General features: G+C 65.9%; 19 protein-coding genes. 5 read left to right on the top strand and 14 right to left on the bottom strand.

Annotated features, from left to right (window positions below):
* Window positions 1–68 precede the first annotated feature (68 nt).
* The 4 genes from F3H32_RS18070 to F3H32_RS08500 form a co-directional block, all read right to left on the bottom strand.
* On the bottom strand, window positions 69–197 hold the full coding sequence (locus F3H32_RS18070) for a hypothetical protein (protein ID WP_258869654.1): 129 nt from the start codon (window positions 195–197) through the stop codon (window positions 69–71).
* A gap of 118 nt (window positions 198–315) precedes the next feature.
* Window positions 316–714 (bottom strand): (deoxy)nucleoside triphosphate pyrophosphohydrolase, encoded by a 399-nt coding sequence (locus F3H32_RS08510; protein WP_149765474.1) that lies wholly within the window; start codon window positions 712–714, stop codon window positions 316–318.
* Window positions 711–2108 carry a bifunctional glutamate N-acetyltransferase/amino-acid acetyltransferase ArgJ gene (argJ, locus tag F3H32_RS08505; RefSeq protein WP_149765473.1) on the bottom strand — a complete coding sequence of 466 codons (1398 nt, stop codon included), beginning with the start codon at window positions 2106–2108 and terminating at the stop codon, window positions 711–713. The genes F3H32_RS08510 and argJ overlap by 4 nt, the downstream gene beginning before the upstream one ends.
* Before the next feature lie 3 nt (window positions 2109–2111).
* Window positions 2112–2951: a peptidylprolyl isomerase gene (locus F3H32_RS08500; protein ID WP_149765472.1), complete on the bottom strand. Its 840-nt coding sequence runs from the start codon at window positions 2949–2951 to the stop codon at window positions 2112–2114.
* Between the two features lie 208 nt (window positions 2952–3159).
* Here F3H32_RS08500 and secA point away from each other — a divergent pair, with 208 nt between their 5' ends.
* The gene (gene secA, locus F3H32_RS08495) at window positions 3160–5865 is read left to right on the top strand and encodes a preprotein translocase subunit SecA (protein ID WP_149765471.1); all 2706 of its coding nucleotides are present in this window, start codon (window positions 3160–3162) and stop codon (window positions 5863–5865) included.
* Between the two features lie 154 nt (window positions 5866–6019).
* On the opposite strand, the gene F3H32_RS08490 is transcribed toward secA, so the two are convergent.
* Window positions 6020–6739 carry a response regulator gene (locus F3H32_RS08490; RefSeq protein ID WP_149765470.1) on the bottom strand — a complete coding sequence of 240 codons (720 nt, stop codon included), beginning with the start codon at window positions 6737–6739 and terminating at the stop codon, window positions 6020–6022.
* The gene (locus F3H32_RS08485) at window positions 6736–7254 is read right to left on the bottom strand and encodes a MarR family winged helix-turn-helix transcriptional regulator (RefSeq protein WP_149765469.1); all 519 of its coding nucleotides are present in this window, start codon (window positions 7252–7254) and stop codon (window positions 6736–6738) included. The genes F3H32_RS08490 and F3H32_RS08485 overlap by 4 nt, the downstream gene beginning before the upstream one ends.
* 154 nt (window positions 7255–7408) lie before the next feature.
* On the opposite strand from F3H32_RS08485, the gene F3H32_RS08480 reads away from it, so the two are divergent.
* Window positions 7409–8278, top strand: coding sequence for a branched-chain amino acid aminotransferase (locus F3H32_RS08480; protein ID WP_149765468.1), 870 nt, complete (start codon window positions 7409–7411; stop codon window positions 8276–8278).
* A gap of 64 nt (window positions 8279–8342) precedes the next feature.
* On the opposite strand, the gene F3H32_RS08475 is transcribed toward F3H32_RS08480, so the two are convergent.
* The 8 genes from F3H32_RS08475 to F3H32_RS08440 form a co-directional block, all read right to left on the bottom strand.
* Window positions 8343–8537, bottom strand: a complete 195-nt coding sequence (locus F3H32_RS08475) for a hypothetical protein (RefSeq protein ID WP_149765467.1) — start codon at window positions 8535–8537, stop codon at window positions 8343–8345.
* A gap of 87 nt (window positions 8538–8624) precedes the next feature.
* The gene (locus F3H32_RS08470) at window positions 8625–9089 is read right to left on the bottom strand and encodes a PTS sugar transporter subunit IIA (protein WP_115755972.1); all 465 of its coding nucleotides are present in this window, start codon (window positions 9087–9089) and stop codon (window positions 8625–8627) included.
* Between the two features lie 81 nt (window positions 9090–9170).
* A complete protein-coding gene (hpf, locus tag F3H32_RS08465; RefSeq protein ID WP_115755973.1) occupies window positions 9171–9749 on the bottom strand; it encodes a ribosome hibernation-promoting factor, HPF/YfiA family in 579 nt (192 codons plus the stop codon).
* 165 nt (window positions 9750–9914) lie between these two features.
* Entirely contained in the window at window positions 9915–10649 is a 735-nt protein-coding gene (gene lptB / locus F3H32_RS08460) for an LPS export ABC transporter ATP-binding protein (protein WP_115755974.1), read from the bottom strand.
* Between the two features lie 3 nt (window positions 10650–10652).
* On the bottom strand, window positions 10653–11138 hold the full coding sequence (lptA, locus tag F3H32_RS08455; RefSeq protein ID WP_115755975.1) for a lipopolysaccharide transport periplasmic protein LptA: 486 nt from the start codon (window positions 11136–11138) through the stop codon (window positions 10653–10655).
* Between the two features lie 52 nt (window positions 11139–11190).
* Complete coding sequence (locus tag F3H32_RS08450; RefSeq protein ID WP_149765466.1) at window positions 11191–11772, bottom strand: LptA/OstA family protein; 582 nt, start codon at window positions 11770–11772, stop codon at window positions 11191–11193.
* A 2-nt stretch (window positions 11773–11774) separates the two neighbouring features.
* Entirely contained in the window at window positions 11775–12722 is a 948-nt protein-coding gene (locus F3H32_RS08445) for a KpsF/GutQ family sugar-phosphate isomerase (protein ID WP_149765465.1), read from the bottom strand.
* Between the two features lie 10 nt (window positions 12723–12732).
* Window positions 12733–13347: a ribonuclease D gene (locus tag F3H32_RS08440; RefSeq protein WP_149765464.1), complete on the bottom strand. Its 615-nt coding sequence runs from the start codon at window positions 13345–13347 to the stop codon at window positions 12733–12735.
* Window positions 13348–13566: 219 nt separating this feature from the next.
* Between F3H32_RS08440 and F3H32_RS08435 the strand changes: the two genes are divergently transcribed.
* The 3 genes from F3H32_RS08435 (at window position 13567) to F3H32_RS08425 (ending at window position 17727) form a co-directional block, all read left to right on the top strand.
* On the top strand, window positions 13567–15609 hold the full coding sequence (locus F3H32_RS08435) for a TonB-dependent receptor domain-containing protein (RefSeq protein WP_149765463.1): 2043 nt from the start codon (window positions 13567–13569) through the stop codon (window positions 15607–15609).
* 152 nt (window positions 15610–15761) lie between these two features.
* On the top strand, window positions 15762–16001 hold the full coding sequence (locus tag F3H32_RS08430; RefSeq protein ID WP_223191389.1) for a helix-turn-helix domain-containing protein: 240 nt from the start codon (window positions 15762–15764) through the stop codon (window positions 15999–16001).
* Between the two features lie 67 nt (window positions 16002–16068).
* Entirely contained in the window at window positions 16069–17727 is a 1659-nt protein-coding gene (locus F3H32_RS08425; RefSeq protein ID WP_149765462.1) for a SulP family inorganic anion transporter, read from the top strand.
* The last annotated feature ends 99 nt before the right edge of the window (window positions 17728–17826 follow it).

The raw sequence follows: 17826 nt of genomic DNA, 5'->3' as shown, positions 1-17826 counted from the left end.
CATGGCTGCCAAAAGGAACGGGGCCCATCCCGGACCCCGCTCCGTTTTCGTGGCGCATTTCTGCGGCATCAGGCCATGACAGGCTTGCCCTCATAGGTCTTGCTGCCCACTCGGACCACGATGTTCCCGTTCGCCTGCTGCCGTTCAAAGATGCCTTGGACGGAAATGCAGCTGCCGATCGTGATCGTGCGAATCATGTCCGATCTCCTCCTCTACAGGAGTTCAGAATTGTCACAAAATTGTTAAATGTTTATTGCTCAATGCCGCGCTTCGGACGAAATGCTGATTATATCGCGGCAGCGTGGCGCATATGTCTCATAGCCAGTCGCGCAGGATGGGGATCAGCGGCAGGTCGGCCGGAGGCATGGGGAACCTGCCCAACTCCTGCGGCCGCGCCCAGGCCAGTTGCTGGCCTTCCTGCGGCATCGGCACGCCCTGCCAGCGTCGACAGGCGAAAAGCGGCATCAGCAGGTGGAAGTCGTCATAGGCGTGGCTGGCAAAGGTCAGCGGCGCAAGACAGGACCCCCAGGTCTCGATGCCCAGTTCCTCGTGCAATTCGCGGATCAGCGCCGCCTCGGGGGTTTCGCCCGGCTCGACCTTGCCGCCCGGAAACTCCCACAGCCCGGCCAGGGACTTGCCCTGGGGGCGCTGTGCCAGCAGCACGCGGCCGTCCGCGTCGATCAGCGCAACGGCCGCCACCAGCACCATCCTCATGAGCGGTAATCGGCGTTGATGTCGATATAGCCATGCGTCAGGTCGCAGGTCCAGACGGTGCGCCTGCCCTTGCCCAGCCCCAGGTCGACGCCGATGACCAGATGGTCGCGCTTCATATAGGCGCTGGCCTGCGCCTCGTCGTAATCGGGCGCGCGCCAGCCGTTCTGGGCCAGCACCATGTCGCCGAAGCGGATGGTCAGCCGGTCGCGGTCGGCCTGGGCGCCGGACTTGCCGACGGCCATCACCACGCGGCCCCAATTCGCATCCTCGCCGGCCACGGCGGTCTTGACCAGCGGCGAATTGGCGATGGCCATGGCGACGCGATGGGCGTCGGCGTCGCTGGCGGCACCCGTCACCTGCACCTCGATGAATTTCGTCGCGCCCTCGCCATCCTTGACCACCTGCTGCGCCAGATCCAGCATGACCTGCGACAGCGCCTTGCCAAAGGCCCGCGCCGGGGCCGAGCGCAGGTCGGTGATCGGCGCCGCCGCGGATTTTCCGGTCGCCGCCAGGATCAGCGCGTCCGAGGTCGAGGTGTCGCTGTCCACGGTTATGGCGTTGAAGGTCTGGTCCAGCCGCGCCGACAGCATGCGCTGAAGCAGGGCGGGCGCAATTTGCGCATCCGTAAAGACATAGACCAGCATCGTCGCCATGTCGGGCGCGATCATGCCCGAACCCTTGGCGATGCCGACGATATTGATGGTGCCGCCATCGCCATCGAAACTGGCCGCCGCACCTTTGGGGAACGTGTCGGTGGTCATGATCGCCCGCGCCGCCCCGGCCGCGCCGCCCGCGTCCAGGCTGGCGGCAAGATCGCCGATGACCGCGGTGATACGCTCGGCCGGCAGCGGCTCGCCGATCACCCCGGTCGAGGACGAGAACACTCGCTCGCGCGGGACGCCCAGGGCGCCCGCGACGCCGCCGGTCACGGCATCCACCGCCTCTTGCCCGTTCCGGCCGGTAAAGGCATTGGCATTGCCCGAGTTCACGATGATCGCCGCGCCCTGGCTTGCATCCTGGTCCAGCGCCAGCTTGGCCTGGCAATCCAGCACACAGGCCGCGCGGGTCGACGACCGGGTAAAGGCGCCGGCCACGGCCGTGCCCGGCGCCAGCCTGACCAGCATGACATCGGTGCGGCCCTGGTATTTCACCCCCGCCGCGCCCGAGGCGAACTCGGCCCCCTCGATCACCGGCAGGTCGGGAAAGCGCGCCGGCGCCAGCGGCGAGACGGCGTTCTTGGGCTTTGCCGCGGCCGCCACCGCCGCCCCCGCGCGCGATTCAAGGCTGGCGGCGGTTTCCTTGAACGCCGCCTTCAGCTTTTTCAGCTTCTTCTTCAGCGCCTTCAGCTTCTCGGCATCAGAAAGCCGGGATTTCTTGCCTTCGGTCTTGGCCATCGCTCACTTCCCCAGAAGGTCGGTCTTGTTCAGCAGGTCGGGGGCAAGCCCCTCGGTCTTTTCGATCTTGGCGTCGGCCACGCGCTTTTCGATCTCGGCCTGCACCTTGTCGCGGCGAACCTGCACGGCCAGTTGCTCCTTGATCTCGTCAAAGGCGGGGGGCGTCACCTCGCGCGTGTCGTTCAGCTTGATGACATGCCAGCCGAACTGGGTTTCCACCGGCTGGGAAACCTGGCCCTTTTCCAGCGCCTTCACCGCTTCGGCAAAGGGCGCGACCATCTGCTCGGGCTGGAACCATCCCAGATCGCCCTTGTTCGGGCCGGAATTGTCGGTCGATTTTTCTTCGGCCAGCGCGCCGAAATCGGCGCCATCGGCAAGCTGCTTTGCGATCGCGTCGGCTTCTTCCTTGGTCTTTACCAGGATATGGGCGGCGCTGTATTCGATGGCCGGTTCGGCCTGGCCGGCGAAAGCCTGGTCATAGGCGGCTTTCAGTTCGGCCTCGCTCGGCTCGGTCTCGGCGATCTTTTCCAGCACCGACCCGGCCAGATAGGCGCGCTTTTCCAGTTCCAGCGCCACGCTGTCGCGCTGGCTCAGCGGCTGGGCCGCCTGGGCTACGGCGGTCTGGCGGATCATCTGGTCCAGCATCAGGTCCCACAGCGCCGTATCCGGCAGCCCTTGGGTCGAATGCGCGTCCAGCCCTTGCCGCATGGCGATCATCTGGCCCAGGGTGATCGACTCGTCATTGACGGTGGCGACGACCGTGTCGGCATCCTGCGCCAGCACCGGCAAGCCCAGGACGGCCCCCGAAAGCAGGGCCGAGGCGGCGAAAAGCGGTTTCAGCATGATGTTCCCCTTCATGGGACGGCGCGTTCACGCAGGGGCGAACGGGCGCAAGCGTTGACAGTGGGGCGGCCGGGGCCTACATCCGGCGCAACCGAAAATGCGCGCCCGTCGCCGTTTTTCCGGCCCAAGTGATAGGGCAAGGCGAATGGTGCCGGCAAGTGGGCGGAACGTCCCGCGCACCCCCAGATACGCGATTTTGAAGGTTCATATGCTCGGCATCGGAAACTTGGCGAAACTGGTCTTTGGCACGCCCAACGACCGCAAGGTGAAATCGGTCCGCCCGCTGGTGGCCCAGATCAACGCGCTGGAAGAGAAGTTCCGCCCCCTTTCGGACGCGGACCTGATCGGCAAGACCCGCGAATTGCAGGGCCGGGCGCAGGCGGGCGAGAATCTGGACAAGCTTCTGCCCGAGGCATTCGCCAATTGCCGCGAAGCCGCGCGCCGCGCGCTGGGCCTGCGCGCCTTTGACACGCAGTTGATGGGCGGCATCTTCCTGCACCAGGGCAATATCGCCGAGATGAAGACCGGCGAGGGCAAGACCCTGGTCGCCACCTTCCCGGCCTATCTGAATGCCTTGGCCGGCAAGGGCGTGCATGTCGTCACCGTCAACGACTACCTGGCCAAGCGCGACGCGCATTGGATGGGCAAGGTCTTTGCGCAACTGGGCATGACCACCGGCGTGGTCTATCCGTTCCAGGACGATGCCGAAAAGCGCGACGCCTATCGCGCCGACGTGACCTATGCCACCAACAACGAGCTGGGCTTCGACTACCTGCGCGACAATATGAAGGGCTCGATCGAGCAGATGACCCAGCGCGGGCATTTCTTCGCCATCGTGGACGAGGTCGATTCGATCCTGATCGACGAGGCGCGCACGCCGCTGATCATCTCGGGGCCCAGCCAGGACCGCAGCGAGCTTTACAAGACGCTCGACGCCTTCATGCCGGAACTGACGCCCGAACATTACAAGCTGGACGAAAAAGCCCGCAACGCCACCTTTACCGAGGAAGGCAACGAATTCCTGGAAAAGCGGCTGCAAGCGGCGGGTATCCTGCCCGAGGGGCAGACGCTCTACGACCCCGAATCGACCACCATCGTGCATCATGCCAACCAGGCGATGCGCGCGCACAAGCTGTTCTTGCGCGACCAGCACTATATCGTGCGCGACGACGAGGTGGTGCTGATCGACGAATTCACCGGCCGGATGATGAAGGGCCGCCGCCTGTCGGACGGGCTGCACCAGGCCATCGAGGCCAAGGAAGGCGTCGCCATCCAGCCCGAAAACGTGACCCTGGCCTCGGTCACCTTCCAGAACTACTTCCGGCTCTATGACAAGCTGTCGGGCATGACCGGCACCGCCGCCACCGAGGCCGAGGAATTTGCCGAAATCTACAAGCTTGGCGTGGTCGAGGTGCCGACCAACCGGCCGATCCAGCGGATCGACGAACACGACCGCGTCTATCGCACCGCGGCCGAGAAATACGCCGCCGTGATCGAGGCGATCAAGGAGGCCCATGCAAAGGGCCAGCCGATCCTGGTCGGCACCACCTCGATCGAGAAATCCGAGATGCTGTCGCAGATGCTGACCCAAGCCGGCATCACCCATAACGTGCTGAACGCCCGCCAGCATGAACAAGAGGCCAAGATCGTCGCCGATGCCGGCAAGCTGGGCGCCGTGACCATCGCCACCAACATGGCCGGCCGCGGCACCGACATCCAGCTGGGCGGCAATGTGGACATGAAGGTGATGGAGGCCCTGGCCGCCGATCCCGAGGCCAATCCCGACGAGATCCGCGCCCGCATCGAGGCCGAACACGCGGCCGAGAAACAGGCGGTCCTGGACGCCGGCGGCCTCTTCGTGCTGGCGACCGAACGCCACGAAAGCCGCCGCATCGACAACCAGCTGCGCGGCCGTTCGGGGCGCCAGGGCGACCCCGGCCGCTCGCTGTTCTTCCTGTCGCTGGAAGACGACCTGATGCGGATCTTCGGCTCGGAACGGCTGGACAAGGTGCTGTCGACGCTGGGCATGAAAGAGGGCGAGGCGATCGTCCACCCCTGGGTGAACAAGTCGCTGGAACGCGCCCAGGCCAAGGTCGAGGGCCGCAACTTCGACATCCGCAAGCAATTGCTGAAATTCGACGACGTGATGAATGACCAGCGCAAGGTGATCTTCAGCCAGCGCCTGGAAATCATGCATACCGACGAAGTCGGCGACGTCGCCGCCGACATGCGTTCGCAGGTGATCGACGACCTGGTCGAACAGCATCTTCCGCCCCGCGCCTATGCCGAGCAGTGGAACGTCCAGGGCCTGCACGACGCGGTGGTCGAACGGCTGAACATGGATCTGCCCGTCGCCGATTGGGCGGCTGAAGACGGCGTGGACCAGGATCAGGTCCGCGAACGCATCCAGCAGGCGACCGATGACTATATGGCGCAAAAGGCCGAGCAGTTCGGCCCGGAAAACATGCACCAGATCGAAAAGCAGGTGCTGCTGCAACAGATCGACAGCAAATGGCGCGAACACCTGGTGACGCTGGAACACCTGCGCTCGGTGGTGGGCTTCCGCGGCTATGCACAGCGCGATCCGCTGTCGGAATACAAGACCGAAGCCTTCCAGCTGTTCGAGACGATGCTGGACGGGCTGCGCTTTGACGTGACCCAGCAACTGGCCCGCATCCGCCCGCTGACCGATGCGGAGCGCGAACAGATGCTGCGCGAATACCAGCAGAGCCAGGAAGCGGCCCAGGCCCAGATGCAGCCCGAGCATGAAGAGGCCGAGGGCGGCGAGGTCGCGGGCCGGGTGGCCGGATTCGACGAGACCGACCCCACGACCTGGGGCAACCCGTCGCGCAACGACCCCTGCCCCTGCGGCTCGGGCAAGAAGTTCAAGCATTGCCACGGCGCGCTGGCGTGATTCGGGGGGCCTTCGGGCCCCTTTCTTCATCCCGCCGCGAAGATGGCCGGCCCGGCATGAGTATTTGGAAAACGGTGAAGAGCCGGGCGCACCGCTTGGGCTTTCACCGTTTCTCAAATACTCATATCGCAACGGAGCAGCCGGCCAGGCGCCACTAATCCGGCACCAGCATATAGCCCGTCCCGCGCACGGTTTGCAGATAGCGCGGTTCCTTGGGGTCCGGCTCTATCTTGCGGCGCAGGCGGGTGATCTGCACGTCGATGGCGCGTTCGGAATTTTCGCCCGGCTCCTCGGCCGGGCTGCGGCCCAGATCCTCGATCAGCGCGCTGCGGCTGACCGGCTGGCGCGGCGTATCGGCCAGGCGCTTCAGCAGCGCCTGTTCGGTTCCCGTCAGGCGCAGCGGCGCATCGCCCTGCCACAATTCGCCCTTGTCGGCGTCGTAGCGCAGCGGGCCCAGCGACAGGAATTTCGGCCCCTTCGCCTCGGCCGCGGGGATGCGGCGCAGGATGGCGGCGATACGAAGCAGCAATTCGCGCGGCTCGAAAGGTTTGGGCAGGTAGTCGTCGGCGCCGCTTTCAAAGCCTTCGATGCGATCCCCCGTCTCGCCCTTGGCGGTCAGCAGCAGGATCGGCGTCGCCATGTGCTTGCGCAGGGCACGGGTCAGGGAAAACCCGTCCTCGCCCGGCATCATCACGTCCAGCACGATCAGGTCGAAATCCAGCCCCTCCAGCAATCGCCGGGCCTGGGCTGCATCGCGCGCCGTCGTCACCAGGAAATCGTTGCGCATCAGGAAGCGGCGCAGCAGGCTGCGGATGCGTTCATCGTCGTCGACGACCAGGATATGGGTCGCAGGCTGCGGATCGGGGATGGTCATGGCGCCTCGGGCAGTTCTTTCAGCGCGCGATACTGGCGCAGCGTGTCGCGGTCCATCATCGCCTCCAGCACCTGGCGGAAGCCCGCCACCGCCTGCGGCCCGGCGGCGCGATAGGCGGCGCGCATGCGGGCACGCTGCGCCTCGGACAGGCGGCGTTCCAGCGCCGCGCCCTTGTCGGTCAGGTAGAGCTGCCGCTCGCGCCGGTCGCGGCGGCCGATGCGGCTTTCGACCAGCCCATCCTCGATCAGTGTGCGCAGCACCCGGTTCAGCGATTGCTTGGTCACGCCCAGCACATCCAGCAGCGCCGTCACCGTGAGCCCTGGCTCGCGGTGGACGAAATGGATCGCCCGGTGATGGGCGCGGCCATAGTTCAGTTCCGCCAGGATCAGGTCGGGATCGGCGGTGAAGGCGCGATAGGCGAAGAACATCGCCTCGATCCCGCGGCGCAGCTGCTCATCGGTCAGAAACAGCAGGCTTTCCCCACCGGCCGGGGCGATGCTTACCTTGTTCTGCATGGGCCTTTCCTTGACTGCATGGCCCCTTATTACGTCAGGCTTATTGACTTTCCAACCATGAATGGATAGCCCAGGCCTCAAGTTGCGCAACTTTCTTTGCCAGGCACGCTCTGACGGCGCAACATTCCGCAAACAGAACCGGCCGGAGGGAATAATGGCGGGCGCATATGACGATCGTAACGGCAAGATCTGGATGGATGGCAAGCTGGTGGAGTGGCGCGAGGCGAATGTCCATATCCTGACCCATGCGCTGCACTATGCCAGTTCGGTGTTCGAGGGCGAGCGCTGCTACAGCGGCAAGATCTTCAAGGGGCACGAACATTCGCTGCGGCTGATCGAATCGGCCCGGCTGCTGGACATGAAGTCGCCCTATACCGCCGAAGAGATCGACGCGGCGAAGACCGCGGTGCTGGAGGCCAACGGCTTCAAGGACGCCTATGTCCGCGCGGTGATGTGGCGCGGCTCGGGCGAGGATATGGGGGTTTCGGCGCGCCGCAACCCGGTGCGCATGGCGATCGCCGCCTGGGAATGGGGCAGCTATTACGGCGATGCGAAATGGCAGGGCGCGAAGCTTGACATCGCCAAGTGGAAGCGGCCCAGCCCCGAGACCATCCCCACCGCCGCCAAGGCCGCCGGGCTTTACATGATCTGCACCATGTCCAAGCACGCGGCCGAGGAAAAGGGCTGCTCGGACGCGCTGTTCATGGACTGGGAAGGCTATGTCGCCGAGGCCACCGGCGCCAATATCTTCTTCGTCAAGGATGGCGAGGTGCATACGCCGCTGGCCGACCGCTTCCTGAACGGCATCACCCGGCAGACCGTCGTCCAGATGCTGAAGGACAGCGGCACCACCGTGCATGAACGCCGCATCAAGCCCGAGGAGCTGGACAGCTTCCAGGAATGCTTCCTGACCGGCACCGCGGCGGAAGTGACGCCGGTCGGACAGATCGGCGACTGGCATTTCCAGGTGGGCGACACTACCCGCAAGATCGCCGAGGATTACGAAAAGCTGGTCCGCGCCTGATCACGGCGCACGAATCCCGGCCGGGTGGCGACGCCCGGCCGGTTTTGCATTTGCGCAGCCCCGATCAGACCCGGTGGCCGCGCTCGATCCGGGCAAATTCGGCGGCGCGGCGATTCGTCTCTTCGCTGTTGCGGGCGCGGGGCCGCATGCGCAGGGCGGCAATGGCCGGGTGCAGGCCGGATTCGCGTTCCTGCCGGGTATAGTTCCGGGTGCGCCCGGAACCGTCGTCCCGGCTGCGATCTGCGATATGTCTGGTCATGCGGTCGTCCTCCCCGCGGGGAGTATAGCGCGGGCCGGCGGGGTTTTCATCCCCCCAAGGCCCGCCGCCCAACGTCCGCCGCCGGCGTCAGGCCGCCTTGATGCCCGGCGCGGCCGCCAGCATGGCGTGCAGCGCCACCGGATCTTCGTTGGCGCGCAGCTTGGCGCGCAGGTCCTGGTCGCGCAGCGTGCGCGACACCAGCGCCAGGGCCTTGAGGTGATCGACGCCGGAATTCTTGGGCGCCAGCAGCGCAAAGATCAGGTCCACGGGCTGGCGGTCCACCGCGTCGAAATCCAGCGGCTTTTCCAGGCGCAGGAACAGGCCCACCACATGGTCCAGCCCGTGCAGCCGCGCATGGGGCAGCGCCACGCCATGGCCGACGCCGGTCGGGCCCAGGCTTTCGCGTTCCTGCAAGGCGTCCAGCGTCTGCGCGGCATCCACGCCATAGACCGTCCGGGCCTGTTCGGCGATTTCCTGGAACAACCGTTTCTTGCTGGTGGTCTGGCTCATCGTCCGCACGGCGGCGGGGGAGAGAATGTCGCTGATTTGCATGTCGCCCGAAAATTGTCAGGCCCGGCCGCGGGCTGCGCGGCCGGGACGTTTGGTTCAACAAGACTGTTCTTCTGCGTCAGTCTAGCCCAGGTTGCGGGGGTCGATCCAGCCCACGTTGCCGTCTTCGCGGCGGTGAACGACGTTCACGCCCCCGTGTTTCTCGTTGCGAAAGACCAGCAGCGGGCTGCCGGCCAGTTCCATCTGCATCACCGCCTCGCCGACCGACAGGGTGGGAACGCGGGTCTCCATCTCGGCGATGATCATGGGTTGCAGGCCGTTGTCCTGCGTTTCCCATTCATCATCCTCGCCGGCCGCCAGCACATACATCCCCGCCTGCTCGAATTCAACCGGCTGGGCCCGGTCCTTGTAATGATCCTTGAGCCGGCGCTTGTAGCGGCGCAATTGCTTGTCCATCCGCTCGCGGCACTGTTCGAAGGCCGCATAGATGTCGGTCGCCGCACCCTTGGCCTGGGCGGTCAGCCCGGTCGAAAGATGCACCACGGCATCGCAGATGAATTCATGCGCGTTGCGGGAAAAGATGACCGTCGCATCCGTGGGCCGCTGGGAATATTTCTCAACAGTGGCGCCGAGTTCGGTCTTTACATGGGTCGAAAGCGCATCGCCCACGTCGATCTGTTTTCCGCTGATCTGATAGCGCATGGTGGTCCGTCCTTTCGGTTGCCCGGTCTTGCCGTCGACACCCGCGGGGGGCGCGCCGTGACCGGGTTTTCCGACCGGGCTTTCCTGCCCGGCCATAGCTTCATTTGGTGATAGCCATGCCCCGGTGTCAACGCCTGCGCGCAGCAGACCGCCAGCTTGCACCGTTCAGTTCATGCGGAAGCTTTCGCCCAGATAGACCCGGCGGACCTGCGGGTCGGCGACGATCTCGGCGGTGCTGCCCGATTTCAGCACATGGCCGTCGTGCAGGATATAGGCGCGGTCCACGATTTCCAGCGTTTCCCGGACGTTGTGATCGGTGATCAGCACGCCGATGCCGCGGCTTTTCAGGTCGTGGACCAGGGCGCGAATTTCGCCCACGGCGATCGGATCGACCCCGGCGAAGGGTTCATCCAGAAGCAGATAGGCCGGATCGGCCGCAAGGCAGCGGGCGATTTCGACCCGCCGCCGCTCGCCCCCCGACAGCGCCACGGCCGAGGCATTGCGCAGATGACCGATCGAGAAATCGCCCAAAAGCTCTTCCAGCCGCTCGCGGCGCTGGTGGACATGCGGCTCGACCAGTTCCAGGACGCCCATGATGTTCTGCTCGACCGTCAACCCGCGAAAGATCGACATCTCTTGCGGCAGATAGCCGATGCCCATCCGGGCGCGGCGATACATGGGCAGGCGCGTCGCGTCCTGCCCGTCGATCAGCACCTGGCCCGAATCAGGGGCGACCAGCCCGGCCACGCAATAAAAGCAGGTGGTCTTGCCCGAACCGTTCGGCCCCAGCAGGGCCACCACCTCGCCGCGGTCCAGGTCCAGCGCCACGTCGCGGATCACCGGGCGGTTGCGATAGGATTTGCGCAGGTCGCGGACCCGCAGCCCCTGTTCCCCGGCCATGCGTCAGTTCCCCGGTTGCAGCACGCTGCGCACCCGGCCCGAGGCGTTGGCGGTGCCGCTTTCCAGATCGACCGTGACCTTGTCGCCGGCCAGCACATTGCCGCCCTGGCTCAGCAGGACGTCGCCGGTCAGCACGATGGCGCCGGTTTCGACATCGTAGTCGGCGGCCTGGGCCTCGGCCGCATCGTCGCCGCTGGCCAGGGTGACATTGCCCTGGGCATGCAGCGCGCTGATGCGGTCCTGGCCGCCCTGGGCATAGGTGACGGTCACGCTGTCGGCCGACAGCCGCATGGCGCCCTGGCCGATCAGCACATTGCCGGAAAACACCGCCTGCCCCGTCTTCTGGTCGACCCGCAGCGAATCGGCCGTGACTTCGACCGGGGCCTTGATGTCCTCGGCCCGGCCAAAGCCGGTGGCCTGCGCCGATGCCGGCCCCGCTGCCAGCACAAGCGACAGGATGGCGGGCAAAAGCGGTCCGGGCCGGATCATCGGAATTCCTTTCTGGTGCCTGGGGGCGCATGGCGCGCCGGACGGCGCCGGGTCATGGCCGGTATATCAAGCGAACTCCGCCGCTCAAATCAAGAACGTGATCGCCGCTGCCCTGCCCCAAGGGGCGCAGTTCCATCCGCCCTGCGGTCAAGGTCCCGAATGGGGCAAGGACGTTGACCTGTTCTTCGGACCGCAGCCAGCCCTCGGTGGTCGAGGCCAGCAGTTCCGGCGCGGTCAGCACCCAGCCGTCGGCGGTGGTCAGGCGCACCCCTTCGGCCAGGCGAACCTGCTCGCCCTCGGTCCAGGCCGCGCCGGCGCTGACCTCGGCGGCCCGCCCGTCCCGCGCGCGCAGGGTCAGGCGCACCGCCTGCGCGCGGGAGGCGCCATCCGCGCCGCCCGGCACCGCTTCGGCGGCGGCGATGCCAAGCTGGGCGCCGTCCTGCGTGACCCCGGCATAGCTGGGGCTGGTCACGGCCTGCCGCTCGGCCAGGTCGCGCGGGTCCACATCGGCATAGGGGATGCTCGCCTCGGGGTCGGGCTTGCGGCCCAAAAGGAACAGCACCGACAAAAGCGCCAGCGCGGATAGCGGCAGGATGACCTGCAACCATGCCACGATGCGCGAGCGGGTGGTCACGGTCAGACAAGCCCCGTGCGCAGGAAGTCGTGGATATGGATCAGCCCCGCCGGCGCGCCTTGGGGCGTGACCACGAACAGGCTGGTGATGCGGCGGTCCTGCATTTCGGCCAGCGCCGCCTCGGCCAGCTGGTCGGGGCCGATGGTGCGCGGGTTGCGGGTCATCACCTCGGCGGCCCTATGGTCCAGCAACCCCTGCATGTGCCGGCGCAGGTCGCCATCGGTGATGATGCCGGTCAGCCGCCCCTGGGCGTCCGTCACCCCGGTCACGCCAAAGCTTTTCTGGCTGATGGTCAGCAGCGCCTCGGCCATCGGCGCGTCCTCGGACACCAGCGGCATGTCCTGGTGCATCAGGTCGGCAACCTTGGACAGTTTCGCGCCCAGCTTGCCGCCGGGATGGAAGGTGCGGAAATGCTCGGGCGTGAACTTGCGATGCTCCATCAGCGCCACGGCCAGCGCATCGCCAAGCGCCATGGTCATGGTGGTCGAGGTGGTGGGCACGATGCCGGTGCCGCAGGCCTCGGGCGCGGCGGGCAGGACCAGCGCCACGTCGGCCTGGCGCAACAGCGTCGATTGCGCGCGGGCGGCGACGCCGATCAGCGGGATCTGGAAACGGCGGGTATGGGCGATCAGGTCGGCCAGTTCCGGCGTCTCGCCGGAATTGGACAGCACCAGTGCCACGTCGCCCTGCGTCACCATGCCCAGGTCGCCATGGCTCGCCTCGGCCGGGTGGACGAATTGCGCCGGCGTCCCGGTCGAGGCAAGCGTCGCCGCGATCTTGCGCCCGACATGGCCGGACTTGCCCATGCCCGACACCACCACGCGGCCGCGCGCGGCCAGCACGGTTTCCACCGCGCGGTCGAAGCTGTCGCCAAGGCCGTCGGCCAGCAGGGCCAGCCCCTCGGCCTCGGTGCGGATCACCCTGCGGGCGGCTTGCAGATATGCGCTCATGACCGGCAACCTAGTGACGGAAGATGTCGTTTTCATCCCCCCAGCCCAGCAGGTCCAGATGGGCGCGGGTGGGAAGGAAGTCGAAACAGGACTGGGCCAGGGCCAGCCGCCCTTCGCGCGCCAGCCGCTTTTCCAGCTCGGCCATCAGCGCGTGCAGGTGCAGCACGTCGGATGCGGCATATTCCCGCTGCGCCTCGGACAGGTCCGCCGCGCCCCAGTCGCTGGTCTGCTGCTGCTTGGAAATGTCGACCCCGACCAGTTCCGAAAGCAGGTATTTCAGCCCATGCCGGTCGGTATAGGTGCGCACCAGCTTGCTGGCGATCTTGGTGCACCAGACCGGACGCGTCACCACGCCGAATGCCGCCTCCAGCGCGGCGATGTCGAAGCGGCCGAAGTGGAACAGCTTCAGCACCTGGGGATCGGCCAGCATCCGCACCAGGTTCGGCGCCTGCCGCTGGCCCTGGGCGATCTGGACCAGATGCGCATTGCCATCGCCCGAGGACAGCTGCACCAGGCACAGCCGGTCGCGACGCGGGTCCAGCCCCATCGTCTCGGTGTCGATGGCCACGACCGGACCCAGGTCCAGATCGTCGGGCAGGTCGTTCTGATAAAGGGTGATGGTCATTTGCACTTCTCGGATGGGTTTCCCCTGCTCTAACCCCAATCCGCCGGTCAGCGCCACCCCCGGCATGGCCGCGCCGCCCCCAGGCCCGCCGCGGCGCAGTGGCGCGCCGATGCCACAATCCCGAGTATTTTGTTTTCGATACCCGAGTAAAATACTTGTGCCGCCGCGAACCCTGCCTGTAGAACCCTGCCAATTCCAATCGAATCGAGGGTCGTGACAATGAGACTGCGCCGTATCATTCCGCTGGCGGGGGTTTCCTCCCTTGCCTTGGCATCCGCCCTTTACGCCCAGGACAACGGCGCGGCGGTGGTGCTGGACCCGATCACCCTGGTCGCCGACGGCCAGGAGAACGTCGAGGCGACCGGCGGCGTCTCTGTCACCGCCGAGGATATCGAGGCGATGCAGCCCGCCGATGTCTCGGAGCTGTTCGCGCGCGATTCCGCGATCACCGTGTCGGGCGGCGCCGGCCCGTCCAAGCGCATCCACATCTTCGGCATGGAGCAATCGAACCTGGCCGTGACCGTGGACGGCGTGCCGCAGGGCGTGACCAGTTGGCACCATACCGGCTCGAACGTCGTGGACCCGGCTTTCCTGAAATCCGTCGAGGTCGAGGCCGGTGCGGCGGCCGCCGATGCCGGCTTCGGCGCCGCCGCGGGTGCGGTGCGCTATGAAACCGTGGGCGCCAGGGATCTGTTGACCGACGGCCGCAACCAGGGCGGCCGCGTCGGCCTGTCCTATGGTTCGAACGGCCGCGGCGTCGCGGGCTCGCTGGCCGGCTACGGGGTCTATGAGGGCTTCGACTGGTTCGCCATGATCCATGCGGCGGATGGCAAGAACTACGAGAACGGGGATGGGCTTGAAATGAACGGCAGCGCGCCGGCCACCCGTGGCTTGCTGACCAAGTTCGGCTATGAGTTTGACACCCACCGCATTGAACTGGCCTATGAATACAGCCGTGACGACGCTGACCGCGTCATCAAGATGAACATGGACCTGTATTCCAACGATCCCGAGGCGGTCCTTGATCGCGGCACCTATCCGCTTGACGTCACTCGAAACACTCTGTCGCTTAAATATTCCTCGACCGCACCGACCGACGCTTGGGATCCCGAGGCGATGGTCTATATCAGCCGCAATGAATACCGGCGGCCCAACTATGCCATTGGGGACCTTATCAGCGACGATCCAGATGCATCCGGCCGTCCGAACGGAGATATGAATCTGGAAAGCACCACCATTGGCGGCGTTCTCAAGAACACCTACACGCTGGGCAGCGGCAACATCACGGCCGGGCTCGATTGGCAGTATGACGATTATCATATCGACAATTACGGCGATCATTCCATGGCGCGGACAACGCCCTTTAACCTGGATACGATGCAAATCGGGGCTTTCGTGCAGGGCCGCTTCGAATTCGACAACGGAATCGATCTGTCCACCGGCTTGCGGCTTGATCACCACCGATATACCGATTGGGACAATAACAGCTATTCCGACACTGGTGCGAGCGTGAACGGCACCGTGTCCTATGAGTTCGCGGAAGGCTACGAAGTCTTCGCCGGAGCATCCCACACCTGGCTGGGTTACGAGATTGGCGAGTACGGCCTGCTGCATGCCCGCAACGATGACTTCACCACTGATCCAGATTACGAGCCGGCAACTGCCCGCAACATAAAATTGGGCCTGAACGCCAATCAGGGGAACTGGACCGGGAATATCACCTTTTTCGATACCCGTCTTGACGGATTGGCACAATACGACGTCGCCGGCGGCTTTCTTACCAATGCCGACGAATATCGCAGCAAGGGCTTTACGCTCCAGGGGAATTATAGCTGGGGTTCCGGCCGCATCGGCGCCAGCTTCACCGACGCAGACGTGACCCAGAATGGCGACGAAGTCCTGCCGCAAGGCGGCACCGTCATGCCGGTTGGAAAGCTCGCCACGCTGTTCATCGACCAGGATATTCCACAATACAATCTGCGGGTCGGGGGCACCCTTGAATGGGCCGACACGCTGGGCACCGAGGAAATGACGGCGGAGGGCTTCGATGACCACAGTTCTTATGCGGTGCTGAACCTGTATGGCGAATGGCGTCCGCAAAATTATGAAAACATTGCCGTTCACCTGAACATCGACAACGTGTTCGACCGCAGCTACTATGAACGTTCCAGCTATGTGCAGCGTATCCGCGGCACAAGCAGGATCGAACCCCTCTACGCCCCCGGCCGCACCGTCACGCTGGGCGTGAAGATGGACTTCTGATCCATCCGGCAGGCAGACAGCAAAGGCCCTCCCTCGCGGGGGCCTTTCTCTTATGCCTAAACCGCCAAAGATGATGTTTGAAATATCATGATATCCATGCTAGACATCCTTCATCAAGGATTGGAAATCGGCGCATGATGACCTCGGCCCAGATGCGTGCGGCGCGTGCCCTGCTTGGCATCGACCAGAAACGGCTGGCCGAGCTTTCGGGCCTGTCGGTCCCCACCATCCAGCGGATGGAGGCCAGCGACGGCAATGTGCGCGGCGTGGTCGAAAGCCTGACCCGCGTGGTCGAGGCGCTGGAATCCGCCGGGATCGAGCTGATCGGCGAAGGCGCCGCCAGCCCCCAGGGCGGGCGCGGCGTCCGGCTGAAATCCGGTCCCCAGACGTAATCGCGACGGCGACCGCCGACAGACAGCCGACGATCCCGCCGCCCCCTTTGCCCAAGGTGCGGCCCAGATGAACCAACCAGTCCCCGGCTTCGCGCCGCTGTTCACCCCGAAACTGATCACCGTCCTGCGCGAAGGCTATGGCGCGGCCCAGCTGCGCGCCGATGCCCTGGCCGGGCTGACCGTCGCCATCGTGGCGCTGCCCTTGTCGATGGCCATCGCCATCGCCTCGGGCGCCTCGCCGGCGCAGGGGCTTTATACCGCCATCATCGGCGGCTTCCTGGTCTCGTTGCTGGGCGGCTCGCGCTATCAGATCGGCGGTCCGGCCGGGGCCTTTATCGTGCTGGTCGCCGGGATCGTCGCGCAGCACGGCATGTCGGGACTGATCCTGGCCACCTTCATGTCCGGGCTGATGCTGGTCGCGATCGGATTCTTGCGGCTGGGCACCTTCATCAAGTTCATCCCCTTTCCGGTGACGGTCGGCTTCACCGCCGGCATCGCCGTCATCATCTTCACCAGCCAGTTGAAGGAAATCTTCGGCCTGGCGCTGTCCCATGAACCGGGCGAGCTGCTGGAAAAGATCCCCGCCCTCTGGCAGGCCCGCACCAGCCTGTCGCCCATGGCGCTGGGGCTCGCGCTGGGGACCATCGCCGCAATACTGGGGCTGAAGCGCGCCCGACCGCATTGGCCCGGCATGCTGATCGCCGTGACGCTGGCCGCGGGCATCACCGCGGCAACCGGGGCGGATGTCGCGACCATCGGCAGCCGGTTTGGCGGCATCCCCTCATCCCTGCCCGCCCCGGCGCTGCCGGAACTGTCGCTGGACAGGGTGCTGGCGCTGCTGCCCGCCGCGGTGTCGCTGACGCTGCTCGGCGCCATCGAATCGCTGCTTTCGGCGGTGGTCGCCGACGGCATGACCGGCCGCCGCCACCGTTCGAACTGCGAATTGGTGGCGCAGGGCGTGGCCAATATGGGCTCGGCGCTGTTCGGCGGCATCTGCGTCACCGGCACCATCGCGCGGACCGCAACCAATGTACGGGCGGGCGCGCATGGGCCGGTGGCGGGGATGCTGCATGCGCTGTTCCTGCTGGGCTTCATGCTGCTGGCGGCGCCCTTGGCGTCCTATATCCCGCTGGCGGCGCTGGCCGGCGTGCTGGCGGTGGTGGCCTGGAACATGATCGAGAAACCCGCCATCGCCATCCTGCTGCGTTCGGGGTGGGGCGAGGCGGCGGTGCTGCTCGTCACCTTCGGGCTGACGATCTTCCGCGACCTGACCGAGGCCATCGTCGTCGGGCTGGCGCTGGGTTCGGTGCTGTTCATCCAGCGCATGAGCCAGGCGGTGGGGGTCGAGGCGCTGGTCGGCGCCGACATGGCCGACAGCGGCCGGCCGCGCCCGGACCAGCCGCAGCCGCGCGACGTGGTGGTCTATCGCATCTCGGGGGCGCTGTTCTTCGGCGCCACGGCCTCGATCGGCTCGGTCCTGGACCGCATCCAGGACGGGTTCCGGGTGCTGGTGGTGGATTTCAGCGCCGTGCCCTTCCTGGATTCCACCGGCGCCAACATGATCGAGGGGCTGGCGCACAAGGCGCAGCGCCGCGGCATCGCCCTGTGGCTGACCGGCACCAGCCGCGACATCCGCCGGGTGCTGCTGACCCATGGGCTGCGCCGCCCGCTGGTGCATTACGCGCCCACGGTGGATGAGGCGCTGGACCGGCGCCACGACGCCTAACGCCCCTTCTTGGCCCAATTTCCCCGGCCTTCGGCGTTGCCGGCCTCCGGCGGGGATATTTTTCCACGCAAGAACCGGGGCAGTCCGGTGCGGCTCAGC

This window comes from Paracoccus thiocyanatus (assembly GCF_900156255.1).
Taxonomy (GTDB): Bacteria; Pseudomonadota; Alphaproteobacteria; order Rhodobacterales; family Rhodobacteraceae; genus Paracoccus; species Paracoccus thiocyanatus.
The sequence above is the reverse complement of the archived record's forward strand: the minus strand, read 5'-3'. Positions and strand labels throughout refer to the sequence as shown.